Source organism: Burkholderia sp. IO2, from assembly GCF_029522185.1.
GTDB lineage: Bacteria > Pseudomonadota > Gammaproteobacteria > Burkholderiales > Burkholderiaceae > Burkholderia > Burkholderia cenocepacia.
The window spans coordinates 1-21818 of the sequence record NZ_JAKWFH010000070.1 but is presented as its reverse complement, the minus strand read 5'-3'; the positions used below and the strand labels follow the sequence as shown (position 1 = coordinate 21818).

The 21818-nt window shown below is 70.5% G+C and carries 6 protein-coding genes and 1 pseudogene; 3 read left to right on the top strand and 4 right to left on the bottom strand.

Annotation, left to right across the window (positions count from 1 at the left end):
- Positions 1 to 48 precede the first annotated feature (48 nt).
- Positions 49 to 837, bottom strand: coding sequence for an SDR family oxidoreductase (locus MMB92_RS30900; RefSeq protein WP_006486288.1), 789 nt, complete (start codon positions 835 to 837; stop codon positions 49 to 51).
- Positions 838 to 877: 40 nt separating this feature from the next.
- Positions 878 to 2125 carry a dienelactone hydrolase family protein gene (locus MMB92_RS30895; RefSeq protein ID WP_006498100.1) on the bottom strand — a complete coding sequence of 416 codons (1248 nt, stop codon included), beginning with the start codon at positions 2123 to 2125 and terminating at the stop codon, positions 878 to 880.
- A gap of 350 nt (positions 2126 to 2475) precedes the next feature.
- Here MMB92_RS30895 and MMB92_RS30890 point away from each other — a divergent pair, with 350 nt between their 5' ends.
- Positions 2476 to 3504, top strand: coding sequence for an AraC family transcriptional regulator (locus MMB92_RS30890; protein ID WP_277563162.1), 1029 nt, complete (start codon positions 2476 to 2478; stop codon positions 3502 to 3504).
- A gap of 132 nt (positions 3505 to 3636) precedes the next feature.
- Here MMB92_RS30890 and MMB92_RS30885 read toward each other — a convergent pair whose 3' ends face one another.
- Both MMB92_RS30885 and MMB92_RS30880 read right to left on the bottom strand, forming a co-directional pair.
- On the bottom strand, positions 3637 to 6129 hold the full coding sequence (locus tag MMB92_RS30885; protein WP_077020491.1) for a xanthine dehydrogenase family protein molybdopterin-binding subunit: 2493 nt from the start codon (positions 6127 to 6129) through the stop codon (positions 3637 to 3639).
- Positions 6130 to 6150: 21 nt separating this feature from the next.
- Positions 6151 to 6609, bottom strand: a complete 459-nt coding sequence (locus MMB92_RS30880; protein ID WP_006498103.1) for a (2Fe-2S)-binding protein — start codon at positions 6607 to 6609, stop codon at positions 6151 to 6153.
- Between the two features lie 737 nt (positions 6610 to 7346).
- Between MMB92_RS30880 and MMB92_RS30875 the strand changes: the two genes are divergently transcribed.
- Complete coding sequence (locus MMB92_RS30875) at positions 7347 to 20063, top strand: autotransporter-associated beta strand repeat-containing protein (RefSeq protein WP_277563161.1); 12717 nt, start codon at positions 7347 to 7349, stop codon at positions 20061 to 20063.
- 296 nt (positions 20064 to 20359) lie between these two features.
- Positions 20360 to 21818: pseudogene (locus MMB92_RS30870) on the top strand (hypothetical protein); the annotation flags it as partial.

Below are 21818 nucleotides of genomic sequence, written 5' to 3'. Positions count from 1 at the left end.
CGCGTGACGGCCGGAATGGTTGCGGGAAGCAGCGGCGACGCGGCACGGTCACTCCGCGAGCCGCGGAATCGCCGGCACCGCCTGTTCGGGGCCCATCGCGGCATAGCCGCCGTCCACCGCGTAGTCGGCGCCCGTCACGAAGCTCGCCGCGTCGCTGCACAGGAACGTGACGACCTGCGCGACTTCCGACGGATCGCCGACGCGCCCGAGCAGGTGGAACGGCGCGGCGACGCGATCGGTCTTCGCGCGGTCGCCGCGCGTCATCTCGTCCATCACGCGCGACCAGGTCCAGCCCGGCGATACCGAGTTGACGCGGATGCGATCGGGCGCGAGATCCATCGCCATGCTGCGCGTGAGCTGGCGGATCGCGGCCTTCGAGGTCGGATACAGCCAGCGGCCGGTTTGCGCGCACTGCGCGGAGATCGAGCTGAAGTTCACGATCGCGCCGCCGCCGCGCCGGGCCATGTGCGGATGCACGGCCTTCGCGAGCATCGCGGCCGACACGACGTTGACGTCCATCGCGGCAAGCCAGTCGTTGCGGGTCGCGTGGATGCCGTTGTCGACATAGCTGCACGCGAGGTTGACGAGCACGTCGATCGCGCCGAACCGCTCGACGATCGCCGCGACCGCGCGCTCGATCGCACGGTCGTCGGTGATGTCGAGCGCGAGGAACAGCGCCCGTTCGCCGAGCGACGCGGCCACGCGTGCGCCGTTGTCCGCATCGAGATCGAGGATCGCGACGCATGCGCCGGCGCGGCTCAGGTCCTGCGCGACCGCGGCGCCGATCAGCGTGGCGCCGCCGGTGACGAGCGCGACTTTGCCAGCAAGGGCATTCATGGAGTGTCTCCGGGAATCGTGGGGGGAGGGAAAGGGCGCGTCAGTGCGTATCCGTCGATGGCGTGCTGTCGTGCCAGCGGCGCATCAGGCCGTTCGACGGGACGGTTTCGTCGAGCAGCTTGCGGGCCGTGTCGACGCCCGCCACCGGCAGGCCGGCCGGGTCGAGCAGGCCGATCTGCACGAGCACGCTCGCCTGGTCCCAGTAGATGTGCTCGTGATAGAGCTTGTCGCCGCGAAACTTGACGATCGCGACGAGCGGAATCTCGACGCGCTTGCCGGTCGGCGCGACGCCCGGCAGCATCCAGTCGATCTCGGTGGTGTGCGTGAAGCGGAACAGCAGCTCGTCGACGATCTGGCTCGCGCCGATCGTGCGCGAGATCGGCGTGATCGTCGTGTCGGGCGGGTTCGCATGCACGAAGTGATGCGTGTAGAAGCGCTTGAGCTCGTCGTGGCCGACGCCGCCCGTCAGCGTCGGAATATGGTTGACGTACGGCTCGGCGACCATCGTGGCCATCGTCGCGTCGACGTTGCGCGTGTCGAACTCGTGCTTCAGGTGCGTTTCCCACAGCGCGGACAGGTCGTAGCGCGGGCCGAGCGCGGCGCGGAACGCGGCGATCGCGCGCTGGTGGGCCATGACCGCGGCGGCCTTGTCGAAATGATCGCCGCCGGCGCGGGCGAATGCATGATCGACGCCGGGGTAGACGTAGACTTCGACGCCGTCGCGGCCCGCCAGCGCAGCCGCGATGCGCTGCTGCGCGTCGGGCGGGCAGAAGCGGTCCAGCTCCGCGATCTGCAGCACCAGCCGCCCGTGCAGGTGCGCGGCTTCGTCCAGCGCGTGCTCGATGCCCACGCCGTAGTAGCTGACCGCCGCGGCCACGTCCGGCAGCCGGCACGCGGCGAGATACGCGAGCTTGCCGCCGAGGCAGTAGCCGAGCACGCCGGCCTCGCCCGTGCATTCCGGCCGGCGGCGGAGCACGGCCAGCGCGGCGCCGATGTCCTCGACGCCCTTGTTTTCGTCGTATTCGCGGTAAAGGGCCATCGCGCGCTCGAAATCGGCCGCCGTATCATCGAGCTCGATGCCCGGGGCCTGGCGCCAGAACAGGTCCGGCACGAGCACCGTATAGCCTTCCTCGGCGTAATAGTCGGCCACGTCGCGCATCGTCGCGTTCGCGCCGAAGATCTCGTGACAGAGCACGATGCCCGGCCCGGTGCCGCCGGCCGGCGTGCTCAGGTACGCGCGGAACGCGCCGCCGTCCGGCGATGGAATCTCGATGTGACGTCCGTTCATGGGTCCCTCCATGCGGTTGGTTTCGGTGACGGCCCAGTATTGGCGGCCGAAATGGGCGTTTCTATCCGCTTTCTTCGGCCGGTATCCGCGAATTCCGGAAACCTGCGGCAGCGGCTGCCGCAGGCCGGCGGGCCGGGGCCGAGTGCGGGTATGTGCGGATGCGGAAGGCCCGCACAGTTTTCTACGATGCGCGAACGGTCCGCTTCTTGCGTGGCTTGCGCGGGACTTGCGTGTTTCGTCGGACGGACTGTCCGGATACTCCGGGCGCTGTCCGGATCGTGCGACGGATTCCCCGATAGCGGGAATGCATGCACGGCGCGCGTGCGATCGAGCACGACGGGAGAACTTCGATGGCGCAATTTTTTTTCGAAACCGGCTGGCTGGCCGATGCCGCCTGTTTCAATCACGACACGCTGCTGCTGCAGTCGAACGACGTCGACGAGGTGCGCGCACGCGTGGCCGATGTGTTCAAGCCGCACCGGCTCACGCCGACCGGCGAATCGCGCGCGCTGCACAGCTGCATGCACCATGCGCGCTGGGGCAACCTGTCGTTGAACCTGCTCGATTACGGTGGCGGCGTCAGCATCGAGCCGGGGCCGCTCGAACATTTCTTCCTGCTGCAGATTCCGCTGCGCGGCGACGCCGAGATCGAATGCGGCGCGACGCGCTTCGTGTCGTCACCGGGCACCGCGTCACTGCTTTCGCCGACGCTGCCGTTGAAGATGCGCTGGGGCGACGCGTGCCCGCAGGTAATCCTGCGCATCGAGCGCGAAGTGATGGAGCGTCACGCGCAGCGGCATTTCGGCGACGACCGGCGTGCGAGCGTCGAATTCGAACCGGAATTCAGCCTGTCGTCGCCGCAGGGCGCCTGTCTCGCGCAACTACTGCCGGTGCTCGCCGGCGCGATCGCGACGGACGCGCATCCGTTGCGCCATCCGCTCGCGTTCGAGCAGCTCGAATCGACGCTGCTCAACCTGCTGCTGCACGGCCACCCGAACAGCGCACGCGACGGTGCGCGGCCTCGGCCGACTGCGCTCGCGCCGTTCTATGTGCGGCGCGTCGAGGAATACATTCGCGCGCATCTCGACGAGCCGCTGACGATCGAACGGCTCGCCGATCTCGCCGGCGTCAGCTCGAGCACGCTGTTCGCCGGCTTTCGCAATCGCCACGGGATCACGCCGATGGGCTTCGTGCGGCAGTTGCGGCTGCAACATGTCCGCGAGGAACTGCTGGCCGACGACACGCCGGGGCTCGCGTCGGTCACTGATATCGCGCTGAAATGGGGTTTCGCGCACCTCGGGCGCTTCGCGATCGAGTACAAGCGGGTGTTCGGCGAATCGCCGTCGGCGACGCTCAGGATGCGGCGCGTGCGGGGGTGAACGCGACGGCGGGCGCGCTGTCCCGCCGTGGCGAAGGGCGAAGGGCGAAGGGCGAAGGGCGAAGGGCGAAGGGCAATGCGGCCGGCGGCCCGGTGGGGGCGCCGGGCGCGGCCGCTTGCCGGAACGTCTACGTCACACCGTGCCTTTCTTCAGATCCTCGATACACGGAATGCCCGCGCGCCGTTTCGGCCGCAGGAATTTCGGCACCGTGGGCGCCTGGCCGACGCCCGCGTGGCTTTGATCGGCCTTGGGCTTCAACGCGGCCGGCTTGACCTTGTGCGGCAACCGGCAGCCGCCGGCCGGCAGGTCGCCGTACGGATCCTCGTCGGCCGCCGCCGCGGGGGCCGCCGGCATCGCGGGCGCGGCCGCCGCGACCAGCATCGGCGCGAACGGCAACGCATGCACCCGCTCGCCGGTCAGCACGAACGCCCCGTTGGCCACCGCCGGCGCGATCGGCGGCACGCCGACGTCGCTCAGCCCGGTCGGCTGAGCGTCCGACGGAACGAAGAAGACATCCACCGGCGGCGCTTCCTGCATGCGTATCGGCGAATAGTCGGCGAACCCGGCGTTGCGGACCGCGCCATGGTCGACGTCGATCGCGAAGCCCGGCTTCGTCGTCGCGAGACCGAACAGCGCGCCGCCCTGGATCTGCGCTTCCGCACCGGTCGGGTTGACGATGCGCCCCGCATACACACCGGCCGTCACGCGATGCACGCGCGGTTGTTGCGCTTCGATTGACACTTCCGTCACGTACGCGACGACCGAGCCGGCCGTTTCGTGCATCGCGACCCCCCACGCGCGCCCGGCCGGCAGCGTGCGGATGCCGTAGCCGGACTTGTCGACGGCCAGCGCGAGCGCCTGGCGATGCGCGGTGTGCTCGGGGCCGGCCAGCCGCGCCATCCGGTACGCGACCGGATCCTGCCGCGCCGAGTGCGCGAGCTCGTCGACCAGCGTTTCCATCACGAACGCCGTATGCGTGTTGCCGCCCGAGCGCCAGGTCTGGACCGGCACGTCGGCGTCGGTCTGATGGACCGATACCTGCATCGGGAAGCCGTACGGGCTGTTCGCGACGCCTTCGGTCAGGTTGGGATCGGTGCCGCGCTTGAGCATCGTCGTGCGCTCGAGCGGCGAGCCCTTCAGCACCGACTGGCCGACGACCACATGCTGCCAGTCGCGCACCGCGCCGCTGCCGTCCACGCCGATGTCGACGCGATGCAGCACCATCGGGCGGTAATAGCCGCCGCGCAGATCATCCTCGCGCGTCCAGATCGTCTTGACCGGGCCGAGATGGCCGGCCGCGAGGTATGCGGCGGACACGTGGGCGGCTTCGACCACGTAGTCCGACGTCGGCGTCGAGCGCCGGCCATAGTCGCCGCCCGACGTCAGCGTGAAGATCTGGACTTTCTCCGGCGCGACGCCGAGCGCCTTCGCGACCGCCGCGCGGTCGCTCGTCTGCAGCGACGAGCCGCCCCAGATCTTGATCCCGCACGCGCAGCTCGCCGGCCCGACGTCGACCGTGCAGCTGAGCGGCTCCATCGCCGCATGCGCGAGATACGGAAATTCGTAATCCTTCCGAATGCGCGTGGCCGCCGGCGGCGCGCTGCCCGCGTCGGCCGTGCGCACCACGGTGCCCGGCGTGCCGGCGAGCTGCTTGTACGCCTGCATCTGTTCGGATGACGTGACGGTCGAGCCGGCGTCCTTCCACGTGATCTTCAGCGCATCGCGGCCGAGCTTGGCCGGCCAGTAGCCGTTCGCGATCACGGCCACGCCGGTGCCGCCGCGATCGGTCGGAATCTCGACGACCTCGACCACGCCCTTGACGGCGCGGGCCGCGGCCGCATCGTAGCTCGCGACCTTGCCGCCGAAGCGCGGCGGGCGCGCGACCACGGCCACCATCGTGTCCGGCAGACGCCAATCCATCCCGTACTTGAGCGTGCCGTCGAGCATCCCGCGCGCGTCGATGCGCGGCGTCGGCTTGCCGATGATGCGGAACTGGTCCGGCGACTTCAACGACACCCGCTGCGGTACCGGCATCGCCATCGCGGCCGGTGCGAGTTCGCCGTAGGTCGCGCGGTAGTTGCCGGACGTCACGACACCGTTCGCCGTCCGGCAGGTGGCGGGATCGACGTTCCAGCGCTGCGCGGCCGCGGCGACGAGCATCGCGCGAGCGGAGGCGCCGAGTTCGCGGTACTGCGCGAACGAGTGATTGACCGACGTCGAGCCGGCCGTCATCTGGATACCCGTCACCGGGTCTTTGTACGGCTCGCCCGCCGGCGCGAGCACGGTGCGCACGTTGCGCCAGTCGGCATCGAGTTCGTCGGCCAGCGCCATCGGCAGCGCGGTGCTGACGCCCTGGCCGGACTCGGTGCGGTTGACGGCAACGGTCACGGTGTTGTCCGGCGCAATGATCAGGAATGCTTGAGGTGGCGAAGGCTGAACGGTTCTGCCGGCTTCGGCCCGCGCCCGCGTCGGCGCGATGCCGAGCGCGAGGCAGCCGCTCGCCGCCATCGTCAGCTTCAGGAAGCCGCGCCGGCCGGGCATCGGAGCATCGGCTCCGGTGACGGAGGATGCATCGCGGTGGGGGGCGTCGGCGCTTGCCGGACGCCCGAAAGTGCGGATACGCATGGTCAAAGTCTCCCGGCAGGCTCAGGCAAGCGCGCGAGCCGCATCGTGAATCGCGGCACGGATGCGCTGGTAAGTCGCGCAACGGCACAGGTTGCCGGCCATCGCGCGGTCGATGTCGGCGTCGGTCGGCGCCTTGTTGCCGCGTAGCAGGCCGGCCGCGCTCATCATCTGGCCGCTCTGGCAGTAGCCGCATTGCGCGACGTCGTGCCGGAGCCACGCGTCGAGGACGGCCTTGCCGACCGCATCGTCGGCGAGATGTTCGGACGTCGTGATGCGCGCATTCCCGACCGCCGACAGCGCCAGCGTGCAGCTTCGGGCCGGGCGGCCGTCGACATGCACGGTGCAGGCGCCGCAGTCGCCGGTGCCGCATCCGAACTTGGTGCCGGTCAACCCGAGGTTGTCGCGCAGCACCCAGAGCACCGGCGTCGACGGATCGGCGTCGATCTCGGCCGGCCGGTCGTTGATATTCAACGTCACCATCGTGAAGTTCTCCCTTGGACACCTCGTTATCGCCCGCGGACCAAAAAGACAATGCGGCGGATCTGAATCAATTAAAGCAGATCCGGTAAAAAGTCGGCATCCGGGAATTTGAGTTTTTTGCCTTTCTTAATAATTTGCGTGATTAATTTAATAAGAATCGCTTTCATCCGGAATGCAAAGTAGTTAATGAAGATGAAAGAGTGTTGAGTTTTGCCAAAAAAATGTCGACCCCATGGAAAACGTTTGCGAGTCGAGCCTATATTTGACTCGCGATCACTCCGGGAGACACGTGGATCGGACGGCAGGCACCGACCAAACGACAGGCGGGGCAAGGGATGCACGGTTGTTCGACGGCACCGGGCCGGCGTTTGATTGTCGGGCGGGAGGCCCCGTCGCTGCAGGATTTCGGCGTGGAGGCCTCGTTGGCCTGTATAGACAGAGGTGCGAGGAAAGCCGCTCGCCGGGGCAATGCCCTGGTTTGATGAAAAACAATCGTTTCTAATTAGTGGAAAATTTACCGGGTGACGAAGGGGGCTTAAAAGTAAAATATGCCGATTCAATAATTCTCGCCGATTGATTCTCGTTTGTTTTTAATCCAGCCATCCGCTTCGGACTGGTGACGGGACGGTGTTTTTCCAAAAAACATCGAATAGCGTATTCCGGTATTTACCTTCGGCATTTTGAATGCGGCGAGGGAATGCCCGGTGTCGTCGATTCTCTTATGGGAAGGTGTGATTATGCGTATGCGCATGGGCTCGAACAAAAAGCGCGCGGAAGCACGTCCGAAACTCCTCGTGCCGACCGGCATGCTGGTCGCGCTGGTCGGCGCCGGGATCGTTCCCGCCGATGCACTGGCCGCCTGCGTCGGAACCACGACCGTCAGTTGTACCGGAGCCACCACCACCTATTCGAACGGCGCGAACAATCTCAACCTGACCGTCGGGTCCGGCGCGACCGTCTCCGTGGTGCCGCTGATCGGCGGCACCGCGCTGTCGCTGACGGGCAGCGGCGTCACGCTGACCAACAACGGCAGGATCGACCCCGCGTTGTCCGGCTTGAGCCTCGTGTCGAACGGCACGGTCGTCGGCAATATCGCGTCGGCGAGCACGGTCAACGTCACGAACGCCAGCACGGGCGTGATGATGGGCTCGACGAGCTCGCTGCTCAACGGGCCCGCGCTGACGGTCTACAACGGTATCGGCGGCACGACGAACATCACGAACGCCGGCACGATCGGAACGACCGGCCTGCTCGGCTTCAGCGCGGGGCCCACCGCGCAGGTCGTGACCACGTCGGGCGGTGCACAGGTCAACTTCACCAACGCGAGCGGCGGCGCGATCAACGGTTCGGTGGTGCTCGCACCCAGCGGGACACCGGGCGCGGGGAACACGTTCACCAACGCCGGCACCGTCACGGGCAACGTGTCGCTGGGCGCGGCGCTCGGCACGTCGAACACGTTCAATGCGCAGACCGGGTCGTCGGTCGGGCTCGGCGTCGATGCGGGCGTGGGCGGCAACAACACGCTGAACCTGCAACTGAACCCGGCCGCCGGCGGTGCGGCGAACGGCGCCATCGCGATCGATACGTTCGGCAATTTCAACAACCTCGCCGTGCAGGGCGGCACGTGGGACATCACCGGCGCATCGACGGCGGGGAACGCGTCGCTGACCGGCGGCACCGCGATCGTCCACGGCGCGGGTGCGCTGGGCACCGGCACGATCGTCGCCGGCGGCGGCACGCTCGAGGCCGGCGCGGCCGGCGTGAATCTGCTCAACAACGTGACGCTGAACGGCAGCCTGACGGTGGACGGTGCGAACGGGCTTGCATTGTCGGGCTCGATCGGCGGCGTCGGCATGCTGAACGCGCATGGCACCGGCACGCTGGCATTGAACGGCGTCAATACATTCGTCGGCGGAACGAATCTGACGGGCGGCGGCGGGCTGCTCGTCGGCACGAGCGACGCGCTCGGCGGCGGCGCGCTGAACGTGTCGGGCGCGGGCGGCACGCTCGGCACGAGCGTCGGCGGCACGCTGCTCGGCAACGCGGTCAATATCGATACCGGCGTCACGCTGGGCCTGAACGGCTCGGCCGGTCTCGGGCTGAGCGGCGCGATCGCTGGCAACGGCGGGCTGGCGCAAACCGGCCCGGGCATCACGACGCTGCTCGGCCCGAACACGTTCGCGGGCGGCACGACGCTGAGCGGCGGCGGGATCGTCGCCGGCACGGGCGCGGCGCTCGGCACGGGCGCACTGCATGTGACCGGCACGGGCGGCTCGCTCGCGACGAACGTCGGCGGCACGCTGCTCGGCAATGCGGTCAATCTCGATGCAGGCGCCACACTCGGCCTGAACGGGGCGAACGGCCTGAGTCTCGGCGGCACGATCGCCGGTAACGGCGGCCTTGCGCAAAGCGGCACGGGCACGACGACGCTGCTCGGCGCGAACACGTTCTCGGGCGGCACGGCGCTGAGCGGTGGCGGGTTGATCGCCGGCAATGGCGCGGCGCTCGGCACAGGCGCGCTGAACGTATCCGGGACGGGCGGCACGCTCGCCACGAACGTCGGCGGCACCGTGCTCGGCAATGCGGTGAATCTTGGCGCGGGCGCGACGCTCGGCCTGAACGGCGCGGTCGACCTGAGCCTCGGCGGCGTGATCGGCGGGAGTGGCCAACTGGCGCAAACCGGTGCCGGCACGACCACGCTGCTCGGGACGAACACCTTCACGGGCGGCACGACGCTGAGCGGCGGCGGCCTCGTCGCCGGCAACGGCGCGGCGCTCGGCACGGGCGCGCTGAACGTATCCGGCACGGGCGGCACGCTCGCGACGAACGTCGGCGGCACCGTGCTCGGCAATGCGGTCAACCTGGGCGCGGGCGCGACGCTCGGCCTGAACGGCGCAGCCGATCTCGGCCTGAGCGGCGCGATCTCGGGCGCGGGCAGCCTGGCGCTCGGCGGCACCGGCGCCACGACGCTGTCCGGCGCGAACACGTTCACGGGCGGCGCGAGCCTGACGGGCGGCGGCAGCCTGATCGTCGAAGGCGGCAGTGCGCTCGGTATCGGCGGCGCGTTGAACGTGAGCGGCCTCGGCGGTTCGCTGAGCGCGGATCTGGCCGCCGGCGCGGCACTCGCGAACGGCATCAACCTGAACGGCGCATCGCTGACGCTGAACGGCGCGAACGACCTCGGCCTGAGCGGCGCGATCGGCGGCACCGGCGGTCTCGTGCTGAGCGGCACGGGGACGACGACGCTGTCCGGCGCGAACACCTTCGGCGGCGGCACGACGCTGAGCGCCGGCACGCTGCTCGCCGGCAGCAATACGGCGCTCGGCAGCGGCGCGCTGAACGTCGCCGGTACGGGCGGTGCGCTCGGCGCGAGCGTGAACGGCACCGCGCTGGGCAACGCGGTGAATCTCGGCGCAGGCGCGACGCTCGCGTTGACCGGCGCGAACGATCTGGGCCTGAACGGCGTGATCGCCGGGAGTGGCGGTCTCGCGCAAATCGGCTCGGGCATCACGACGTTGAGCGGCGCGAACACGTTCTCGGGCGGCACGACGCTGAGCGGCGGCGGACTCCTCGCCGGCAACGGCGCCGCACTGGGCACGGGGGCGTTGAACGTGACGGGCACGGGCGGCTCGCTCGGCACGACCGTCGGCGGCACCGTGCTCGGCAACGCGATCCAGCTCGGCGCGGGCGCGGCGCTGACGGTTGGCGGCCCGAACGATCTCGGCCTGAGCGGGCTCATCTCCGGTGCCGGCGGCCTGTCCGTGAACGGCCCGGGCACGACGACGCTCACCGCGGCCGAGACGTTCACCGGCGGCACCACGATCGGCAGCGGCACGCTCGCGATCGGCGCGGGCGGCAGTCTTGCCGCGTCGAGCCCCGTCAACCTGACGGGCGCCGGTGCGCACTTCAACATCGGCGGCGCGACCACGCCGCAGTCGATCGGCACGCTGTCGGGTGTCGCGGGTTCGACGATCGATCTCGGGGCGAACAACCTGACGCTGGCCGGCAGCGGCAGCGGCGTCTTCGCGGGCGACATCGGCGGGGCGGGCGGGCTGACGCTTGCCGGCACCGGCTCGCAGGCGCTCACCGGCAACAACACGTATGCGGGCGGCACCGCGCTGACGGGCGGCAGCCTGGTGGTCGGAAGCGGGACTGCGCTCGGTCTCGGCGCACTCGACGTCAACGGCTCGGCTTCGCTCGGCGCGAGCGTGCCCGGCGTGACGCTCGGCAACGCGGTGAACCTCGGCACCGGCGTCACGCTGGGGCTGAACGGCGCGAACGATCTCGGCCTGAGCGGCACGATCGCCGGGAACGGCGGCCTCGCGCAAACCGGCACGGGCACGACGACGCTGCTCGGCGCGAACACGTTCTCGGGCGGCACCACGCTCACCGGCGGCGGGCTGATCGCCGGCAACGGCGCGGCGCTCGGCACGGGCGCGCTGACGGTCGCGGGCACGGGCGGCACGCTCGCCACGAACGTCGCCGGTACCTTGCTCGGCAACGCGGTGAATCTCGGCGCGGGAGCGACGCTCGGCCTGAACGGCGCGGCCGACCTGAGCCTGGGCGGCGTGATCGCCGGCGACGGCGGGCTCGCGCAAACCGGAAGCGGCACGACGACGCTGCTCGGCGCGAACACGTTCACCGGCGGCACGACGCTGAGCGGCGGCGGGCTCATCGCCGGCAACGGCAGCGCACTCGGTTCCGGCGCGCTGAACGTGACGGGCGCGGGCGGTTCGCTCGGCACGAGCGTCGGCGGCACGGTGCTCGGCAACGCGGTGAATCTGGGCGCGGGCGCGACGCTGACGGTGGGCGGTGCGAACAATCTGGGCCTCGGCGGCGCGATTTCGGGCGGCGGCAATCTGTCGGTGACCGGCCCGTCGATCACGACGCTCACGGGCGCGGGCAGCTACACCGGCAACACGACGATCGGCAACGGCAGCACGCTCGCGGTCGGCGCGGGCGGCGCGCTGTCGGGCGGCAGTGTGTTCGATCTGGCCGGCGCGGGCGCGACGCTCGACCTGAGCGCGGCCACGTCGCCGCAGACGACGGGCGGGCTGGTCGGCGCGGCCGGCTCGGCGGTGAATCTCGGCGGCAACACCCTGACGCTCGGCGGTTCCGGCAACGGCACGTTCGGCGGCACGATCGGCGGTGCCGGCGGGCTGACGATGGCCGGCACCGGCACGGAGACGCTGACCGGCGCGAACACGTACGGCGGCGGCACGACGATCAACAGCGGCACGCTCGCGATCGGCGCGGGCGGCAGCCTGGCCGCGGGCGGCGCAGTGAATCTGGGCGGCGCCGGCGCAACCTTCGACCTGAGCGGCGCAGGGCTGCCGCAGGCGATCGGCGCGCTGTCGGGCGTAGCCGGTTCGACGGTGAATCTCGGCGGCAACGGCCTGACGCTGGGCGGCGCCGGCAGCGGCACGTTCGGCGGCACGATCGCGGGGGCAGGCGGCAGCCTGACGCTGTCGGGCACGGGCAGCGAAACGCTGACCGGCATCAACACGTACACGGGCGGCACGAACCTGACGGGCGGCGGCACGCTGGTCGCCGGCAACGGCGCGGCGCTCGGTACCGGCGCGTTGAACCTCGCCGGCGCAGGCGGCACGCTGGCCGCGAGCGTCGCCGGCACGACGCTGAACAATGCCGTCAATCTCGGCACGGGTTCGGCGCTGACGCTCGGCGGCACGAACGACCTGGGCCTCGGCGGCATCATCGCCGGCGGCGGCAGCCTCGCGCAAACCGGCAGCGGCACGACCACGCTCACCGGCGCGAACCTCTACACGGGCGGCACGACGCTCGGTGCCGGCGGCTTGTCGGTCGGCAACAACACGGCGCTCGGCACGGGCACGCTCAACGTCACCGGCAGCGGTGGCGCGCTCAGCGCAAGCACGGCGAACCTGCTGCTGGCGAACGCCGTCGATCTGGGCATCGGTTCGACGCTGAATCTCGGTGGCGCGTTCGACTTCGGCCTGGGCGGCACGATCTCCGGCGCGGGCGGCGTCGTGCAGTCCGGCTCGGGCACGACCACGCTCGGCGGCGCGAACACCTACGGCGGCGGGACGACGTTGAGCAGCGGCGGACTGAGCGTGGGCAGCAATACGGCGCTCGGGTCCGGCGCGTTGAACGTGACCGGCAACGGCACGCTGAGCGCGAGCGTAAACGGCACGACGCTCGGCAACGCGGTCACGCTCGGCGGGGGCGCGACGCTCGGGCTGAACGGCGCGAACGATCTCGGCCTGAGCGGCACGATTTCCGGCAGCGGCGGCCTCGCGCAAACCGGCGCGGGCACCACGACGCTCACCGGCACGAACACCTATGACGGCGGCACCACGTTGAGCGGCGGCGGGCTCGTCGCCGGCAACGGCAGCGCGCTGGGTACCGGCGCGCTGAACGTCACGGGCGCGGGCGGCTCGCTCGGCACGAGCGTCGGCGGCACGACGCTCGGCAATGCGGTGAATCTCGGCGCGGGGGCGACGCTGACCGTTGGGGGGGCGAACGATCTCGGGCTCGGCGGCGGGATCTCGGGCAGCGGCGGCCTGTCGGTCAGCGGCCCGTCGACGACCACGCTCACCGGCGTGAACACCTATACCGGCAACACGACGATCGGCGGCGGCAGCACGCTGGCGGTCGGCGCGGGCGGCAGCCTGTCGGCAGGCAGCGCGCTCGATCTCGCGGGCACGGGCGCGGCGCTCGACATCAGCGCGGCGACCACGCCGCAAACGAGCGGGATGCTGTCCGGCGTGGCGGGCACGAACGTGAATCTCGGCGGCAACACGCTGACGCTGGCCGGTACCGGCAACGGTAACTATGCAGGCACGATCGGCGGCACTGGCGGGTTGACGATGGCAGGCACCGGCACGGAAACGCTGACCGGCACCAACACGTACACGGGCGCGACGACGATCAACAGCGGCACGCTCGCGATCGGCGCGGGCGGCGGCCTGTCCGCGAGCAGCCCGGTAAATCTGGCCGGTGCGGGCGCAACCTTCGACGTCAGCGGCGCGACCACGCCGCAGACGACGGGCACGCTGTCGGGTGTCGCGGGTTCGACGGTGAACCTCGGCGGCAACAACCTGACGCTCGGCGGCGCGGGCAACGGCACGTATGGCGGCACGATCGCGGGTGCGGGCGGCAGCCTGACGCTGTCGGGCACCGGCACCGAAACGCTGACGGGCAACAACACGTACACGGGCGGCACGACCCTGAACGGCGGCGGCACGTTGATCGCGGGCAGCGGTTCGGCGCTCGGCACGGGCGCGCTGAACACGAGCGGCGCAGGCGGCACGCTCGGCACCAGCGTGGCCGGCACGACGCTCGGCAACGCGGTGAATCTCGGCGCGGGGTCGACACTGACGGTTGGCGGTGCGAACAATCTCGGCCTCGGCGGCGCGATCAGCGGCAGCGGCAATCTCGCGGTGAACGGCCCGTCGACGACGACGCTCACCGGCGCCAGCTCGTACACCGGCAGCACGACGATCGGCGGCGGCAGCACACTGGCGGTCGGCGCGGGCGGCAGCCTGTCATCGGGCAGTGCGATCGATCTGGCCGGCGCGGGCTCGACGCTGGACGTGAGCGCGGCCACGTCGCCGCAGACGACCGGCACGCTGTCGGGCGCGGCGGGTTCGGCGGTGAACCTCGGCGGCAACACGCTGACGCTCGGCGGGTCGGGCAACGGCACGTTCGGCGGAACGGTCGGCGGCACGGGCGGGTTGACGCTGTCCGGCACCGGCACCGAAACGCTGACGGGGACCAACACGTACACCGGCGCGACGACGATCAACAGCGGCACGCTCGCGATCGGCGCGGGCGGCAGCCTGTCCGCGAGCAGCCCGGTGAACCTGACCGGTACGGGCGCAACCTTCGACGTCAGCGGCGCGACCACGCCGCAGACCACGGGCACGCTGTCGGGCGTGGCCGGTTCGACGGTGAACCTCGGCGGCAACAACCTGACGCTCGGCGGCACGGGCAACGGCACGTATGGCGGCACGATCGCCGGCGCGGGCGGCAGCCTCACGTTGTCGGGCACCGGCACCGAGACGTTGACCGGCAACAACACGTACACGGGCGGCACGACCCTGAGCGGCGGCGGCACGTTGATCGCGGGCAGCGGCTCGGCGCTCGGCACCGGTGCGCTGAACACGAGCGGTGCAGGCGGCACGCTGGCCGCGAGCACGCCGGGCACGACGCTCGGCAACGCGGTGAATCTCGGCGCGGGGTCGACGCTGACGGTCGGCGGTGCGAACGATCTCGGCCTCGGCGGCGCGATCTCGGGCGGCGGCAACCTCGCGGTGAACGGTCCGTCGACGACGACGCTGTCGGGCGCGAACACCTACACCGGCAGCACGACGATCGGCGGCGGCAGCACGCTGGCGGTCGGCGCGGGCGGCAGCCTGTCGTCGGGCAGCGCGATCGACCTGTCCGGCACCGGCGCCACGCTCGACCTGAGCGCGGCCACGTCGCCGCAGACGAGCGGCGCGCTGTCCGGCGGCACGGGCACGAACGTCAACCTGGGCGGCAATACGTTGACGCTCGGCGGCGCAGGCAGCGGCACGTATGGCGGCGTGATCGGCGGCACGGGCGGGTTGACGCTGTCGGGCACCGGCACCGAAACGCTGACGGGCAACAACACGTACACCGGCGCGACCACGATCAACAGCGGCACGCTCGCGATCGGCGGCAACGGCAGCCTGTCGTCGAGCAGCCCGGTCAGCCTGACGGCGGCCGGCGCGACGCTCGACCTGAGCGGCGCCGCCTCGCCGCAATCGACCGGCGCGATCTCGGGCGTGGCCGGCTCGACGGTGAACCTGGGCAACAACAACCTGACGCTTGGCGGGTCGGCCAGCGGCACCTACGCGGGCAACATCGCCGGCACCGGTGGCGTGACGATGTCGGGTACCGGCACCGAAACGCTGACGGGCAGCAATACGTACACCGGCGCGACCACGATCAACAGCGGCACGCTGGCGATCGGCGCGGGCGGCAGCCTGTCGGGGACGACGCCGGTGAGCCTGACGGGTGCGGGCGCAACCTTCGATCTGAGCGGCGCGACCACGCCGCAGACGACGGGCACGCTGTCGGGTGTCGCCGGTTCGACGGTGAACCTCGGCGGCAACAACCTGACGCTCGGCGGTTCGGGTAGTGGTACTTACGACGGCACGATCGCGGGTGCGGGCGGCAGCCTGACACTGGGCGGCACGGGCACCGAGACGCTGAACGGGACGAACACGTATACGGGCGGCACGAGCCTGACGGGCGGCGGCACGCTGATCGCGGGCAACGGTTCGGCGCTTGGCTCGGGCGCGCTGAACACGAGCGGCGCGGGCGGCACGCTCGGCACGAGCGTGGCCGGCACGACGCTCGGCAACGCGGTGAATCTTGGCGCGGGTTCGACGCTGACGGTGGGCGGCGCCAACAACCTCGGCCTGAGCGGCCCGATCTCCGGTGGCGGCAACCTGGCGGTGAGCGGCCCGTCGACGACGACCCTCAGCGGCGCCAGCTCGTACACCGGCAACACGACGATCGGCAACGGCAGCACGCTGGCGGTTGGCGCGAGCGGCAGCCTGTCGGGCGGCAGTGCGGTCGATCTGGCCGGTGCAGGGGCGACGCTCGATCTGAGCGCCGCCACGACGCCGCAGTCGACTGGCGCGTTGTCGGGCGTAGCGGGCTCGACGGTGAACCTCGGCGGCAATGCACTGACGCTCGGCGGTTCCGCCAACGGGACGTTCGGCGGCACGATCGCCGGCACGGGCGGCAGCCTGACGCTGTCGGGCACGGGCACCGAAACGCTGAACGGGACGAACACGTACACGGGCGGCACGACCCTGAGCGGCGGCGGCACGCTGCTCGCGGGCAACGGTTCGGCGCTCGGCACGGGCGCGCTGACTACGACCGGCGCAGGCGGTTCGCTCGGCACGAGCGTGGCCGGCACGACGCTGACCAACGCGATCGGTCTCGGCGCGGGGTCGACGCTGACGGTGGGCGGTGCGAACAATCTGGGCCTGGGCGGCGCGATCGTCGGCAGCGGCAATCTCGCGGTGAACGGTCCGTCGACGACGACGCTGACCGGCGCCAGCTCGTACACCGGCAACACGACGATCGGCAACGGCAGCACGCTGGCGGTCGGCGCGGGCGGCAGCCTATCGGCGGGCAGCGCGGTCGATCTGTCGGGTACGGGCGCCACGCTGGACTTGAGCGCCGCGACGACGCCGCAGACCACGGGCGTAGTGTCGGGCGTGTCGGGTTCGACCGTGAACCTGGGCAGCAACACGCTGACGCTGGGCGGCGCCGGTAACGGCACGTACGGCGGCACCGTCGCCGGCACGGGCGGGTTGACGCTGTCGGGCAGCGGCACGCAGACGCTGACGGGCACCAACACGTACACCGGCGCGACGACGATCAACAGCGGCACGCTGGCGATCGGCGCGGGCGGCAGCCTGTCCGGCAGCAGCCCGCTGAACCTGGCCGGTGCGGGCGCAACCTTCGACGTCAGCGGTGCGACGACGCCGCAAACGACGACCGCGTTGTCGGGTGTCGCCGGTTCGACGGTGAACCTCGGCGGCAACACCCTGACGCTCGGCGGGTCGGGCAGCGGCACGTACGGCGGCACGATCGCCGGCACGGGCGGCAGCCTCACGTTGTCGGGCACGGGCACCGAAACGCTGACCGGCGCGAACACGTATTCGGGCGGCACGAACCTCACCGGTGGCGGCACGCTGGTCGCGGGGAATAACACGGCGCTCGGTACCGGCGTGCTGAATGCGAGCGGTGCGGGCGGCACGCTGGCTGCCGGCACGCCGGGCACGACGTTGAACAACACGGTGAACCTCGGTACGGGATCGACGCTGACGGTCGGCGGCGCGAACAACCTCGGCCTGGGCGGCGCGATCTCGGGTGGCGGCACGCTCGCGGTCAACGGTCCGGCGACGACGACGCTGTCGGGTGCCAACACCTACACCGGTGGCACGAACGTCACCGGCGGCGGCACGCTGGTCGCCGGCACGCCGACCGCACTCGGCAGCGGCACGCTGAGCGTCGGCGGCAACGGGGGCACGCTCGGCACCAGCGTCGCGGGCACGACGCTCGGCAACGCGGTGAATCTTGGCGCGGGTTCGACGCTGACGGTGGGCGGCGCCAACAACCTCGGCCTGAGCGGCCCGATCTCCGGTGGCGGCAACCTGGCGGTGAGCGGCCCGTCGACGACGACCCTCAGCGGCGCGAACGCGTACACGGGCGGCACGACGATCGGCAACGGCAGCACGCTGGCGGTCGCCGGCAGCGGCGGCCTGTCGGCGGGCAGCGCGCTGACGTTGGCCGGCAACGGCGCGACGCTCGATGTCAGCGCGGCCACGACACCGCAGACGGCGAGCGCGCTGTCGGGCGCCGCCGGTTCGACCGTGAATCTCGGCGGCAATACGCTGACCGTGGCCGGTCCGACGGGCGGTTCGTTCGGCGGCACGATCGCCGGCACCGGCGGCTTCGCGGTGCAGGGCGGCGGCACGCAGACGCTGACGGGCGCCAACACGTACACCGGCGGCACGACGATCGGCAGCGGCAGCATGCTCGCGCTTGCCGGCGCAGGCAGCCTTGCGCCGACGAGCCCGGTGATTCTCGCGGGCAGCGGCGCGACGCTGGACCTCACGGGGTCGGCCGCACCGCAGTCGATCGGCACGCTGTCGGGCACGACGGGTTCGAACGTGAACCTCGGTGCGACGCCGCTGACCGTCAATACCGCCGGCACCAGCTCGTTCGCGGGCACGCTGTCGGGTACCGGCCCGCTGACGCTGGCCGGCACGGGTGCACAGGTGCTGAGCGGGACCAACACGCTGTCCGGGCCGACCACCGTGACGGGCGGCACGCTCGCGGTCACCGGTTCGCTGGCCAGCTCGCCGGTGACCGTCGGCAACGGCGCGACCGTCACCGGGACGGGCACGATCGGCGGCCTGGTCGTGTCGGGCGGCGGCACCGCATCGGTCCTCCAGCTCGGGCAGCCGCTGAAGGTCGCGGGCAACGCGACCTTCCAGCCGGGCTCGACGCTGCAGGTCGGCGCCACGCCGCAACAGAGCGGCGGTCTCGACGTGACCGGCTCCGCCACGCTCAACGGTGGATCGGTACAGGTCGTCGCGGCCACCGGGCAATACCAGCCGGGCAAGCTCTACACCATCGTGAATGCCGGTGCGGGCGTGCAAGGGCAGTTCAGCGCGGTGAACTCGACGTATGCGTTCCTCACGCCGACGCTCACGTACAACCCGGCGCAGGTGCTGATGTCGCTGACGTCGAACGGCACGCCGTTCTCGTCGGTCGCGACGACACCCGACGGGCAAGCGGTGGCGGGTGCGGTCGGCACGCTCGGCGCCGGCAACCCGCTGTTCGACACGGTGCTGACGTCGGATGCGCCGACCGCGAACCGCGCGTTCACGCAACTGGCCGGCGATCTGTATCCGAGTACGCGCAGCGTGCTGTTGTCGGATAGCCGCTACGTGCGCGATGCGGTGCTCGATCGTGCGCGGCTCGGTTCGCAGCCGGGCGGGGCGCTGTGCGGATGCGAGGCACCGGTGTCGGCGGACGATCATTCGGCGGCGCTCGACCGGCGCATGGCCGCGGAGAACGGCTGCACGCCGGCCAAGTCGTACAAGCCCGCGGTGTGGGGCCGGCTGTACGGTTCGCATAGCCGGTTCGACGGCGACGGCGTCGCGTCGATCGATCGCAACCTGTATGGCTTCGTCGTCGGCACGGATGCGGAAGTCAGCAGCCACTGGCGCGTCGGTATCGCGGGCGGTGCGTCGCGCAGCCAGCTCAATACCGACCAGAACGAGTCGGCGAAGGTCAACGGAGAGACGATCGCGCTGTACGCGAGCGGCCGGTACAACGCGTGGAACGTGCGCGGTGGCGTGTCGCAGTCGTGGTACCGCGTGCATAGCGAGCGCAATCCGTCGTTCGGCAGCTTCTCCGATCACGATACCGCCAGCTACGACGCGAACGCGACGCAGGTGTTCACCGAGATCGGCTACTCGACGGCGTTCCGTAACGTCGCGCTCGAACCGTTCGTCGGCCTCGCGTACGCCAGCCTGCACACCGACGGCTTCAAGGAGAACGGCGGCGCGGCGGCGCTGCAGGGCGATTCCGATACGACGGGCCTCGGCTTCTCGACACTCGGCGTGCGGGCCTCGACCGACGTCGCGGTCACGACGAAGGGCAAGGTCATGGCGTTCGGCACCGTCGGCTGGCGGCACGCGTTCGGCAATACGCAGCCGGCGTCGAGGCTGTCGTTCGCGAGCGGCGGCTCGCCGTTCAGCGTCACCGGCGTGCCGGTCGCGCGTGATGCCGCGGTGCTCGAGGTCGGTGTCGATGCGGCCATCACGAAGAACCTGTCGCTCGGGCTGTCTTACAGCGGCCAGATCGGCGGCAGCATCAGCGACCACGCGCTGTACGGCAATCTGTTGTGGAAGTTCTGAGGGGAGGGGCGGCGGCCGCTTGCGATGGAATCGTCGTGAGCGGCCGATCGTTTGACGATCGTTCGATGATCGTCAGATTGTTGATTCGTTTTGCAGAAATTTCGTTATGCAGATCGATTCTCATGAAGTGCGTCACGCGGTGTCCGGTATCCCGTTGTATCGGCGTGTTTAGACCTGTTTCAACGCTTTGCCATATCGGGCAATCCGCGAACGATTCGCGCCCCCTTCGCGGCGGCAGGGTCCACGCGTTATCGCTCGAGCTGTTCCGCGGTTGTCCAACCGAAATGAGGTTACTCATGAAAACGAAAGCGAAAGCGAAAGCGAACGTGAAATTGACAGGCATCGCCTTGTCGGTCGCGGCTTTGTTCAGCCTGGCCGCCTCGGCGTCCCAGGCGGGGGTACTGGCTTCCCCGCTGGGAAGTGTCAGCAAATCCGACGGCGTGATCGTCGCAGGCGGATCTCCCGCGCCCGGGGAACTCGTCGGCACCGTGGCGGGATGGGGGAACGGGGTGGTGACGGTCGGCAGCCCGAATGCAGGCGGTATCTCGATCGGGCTGGCAGGGACGGGGACAGGAAGCGCGACCATCGATATCGGTAGCGGATTGCTCGAGCCGGTCGCAGGCGTGGCCGGTACGGTGACGGGTGCGTTGGGTGGGGTCGGTGGTATCGGCGGTGGTGGTGGCGGGACCGGTGGTCTCGGTGGTGTGGTTGGCACGGTGACGGGTGCGCTGGGCGGCCTTGGCGGAAGTGGTGGCGGGACGGGCGGCCTTGGCGATGTCGTCGGGACGGTGGGCAACGCGGCAAGCGGCGCAGTCGGTACGGTAACCGGTGCACTGGGTGGCATCGCTGGCGGTAACCCGACGGGCGGCCTTGGTAGCGTTGTCGGCACGGTAGCGAACACGGCCACCGGTGCAGTCGGAACGCTGACTGGCGCACTGGGTGGTGTTGGCGGCGGGACCGGCGGTCTCGGCGGGGTTGTCGGGACGGTGGGCAACGCGGCAAGCGGTGCAGTGGGTACGGTGACGGGTGTCTTGGGTGGCGTCGGTGATCCGACCGGTGGTCTTGGTGGTGTGGTCGGTACGGTAACCGGTGCACTGGGTGGCATCGGTGGCGGCAACCCGACGGGTGGCCTTGGTGGCGTTGTCGGCACGGTCGCGAATACGGCGACGGGCGCAGTCGGAACACTGACCGGGGCACTGGGCGGTGTCGGCGGCGGGACCGGCGGTCTCGGTGGCGTCGTCGGGACGGTGGGCAACGTGGCAAGCGGTGCAGTGGGTACGGTGACGGGTGCCTTGGGTGGCGTCGGCGATCCGACCGGCGGACTTGGTGGTGTAGTCGGTACGGTAACCGGTGCACTGGGTGGCATCGGTGGCGGGACTGGTGGCCTCGGCGGGGTTGTCGGGACAGTGGGCAACGCGGCAAGTGGTGCAGTGGGTACGGTGACGGGTGCCTTGGGTGGCGTCGGTGATCCGACCGGTGGTCTTGGTGGTGTGGTCGGCACGGTAACCGGTGCACTGGGTGGGATCGGTGGCGGTAATCCGACGGGCGGCCTTGGTGGCGTTGTCGGCACGGTGGCGAACACGGCAACGGGTGCAGTCGGAACATTGACCGGTGCACTGGGTGGCGTTGGCGGCGGGACCGGTGGTCTCGGTGGTGTCGTCGGCACGGTGGCGAACACGGCAACCGGTGCAGTCGGAACACTGACTGGCGCACTGGGTGGTGTCGGCGGCGGGACCGGTGGTCTCGGTGGTGTCG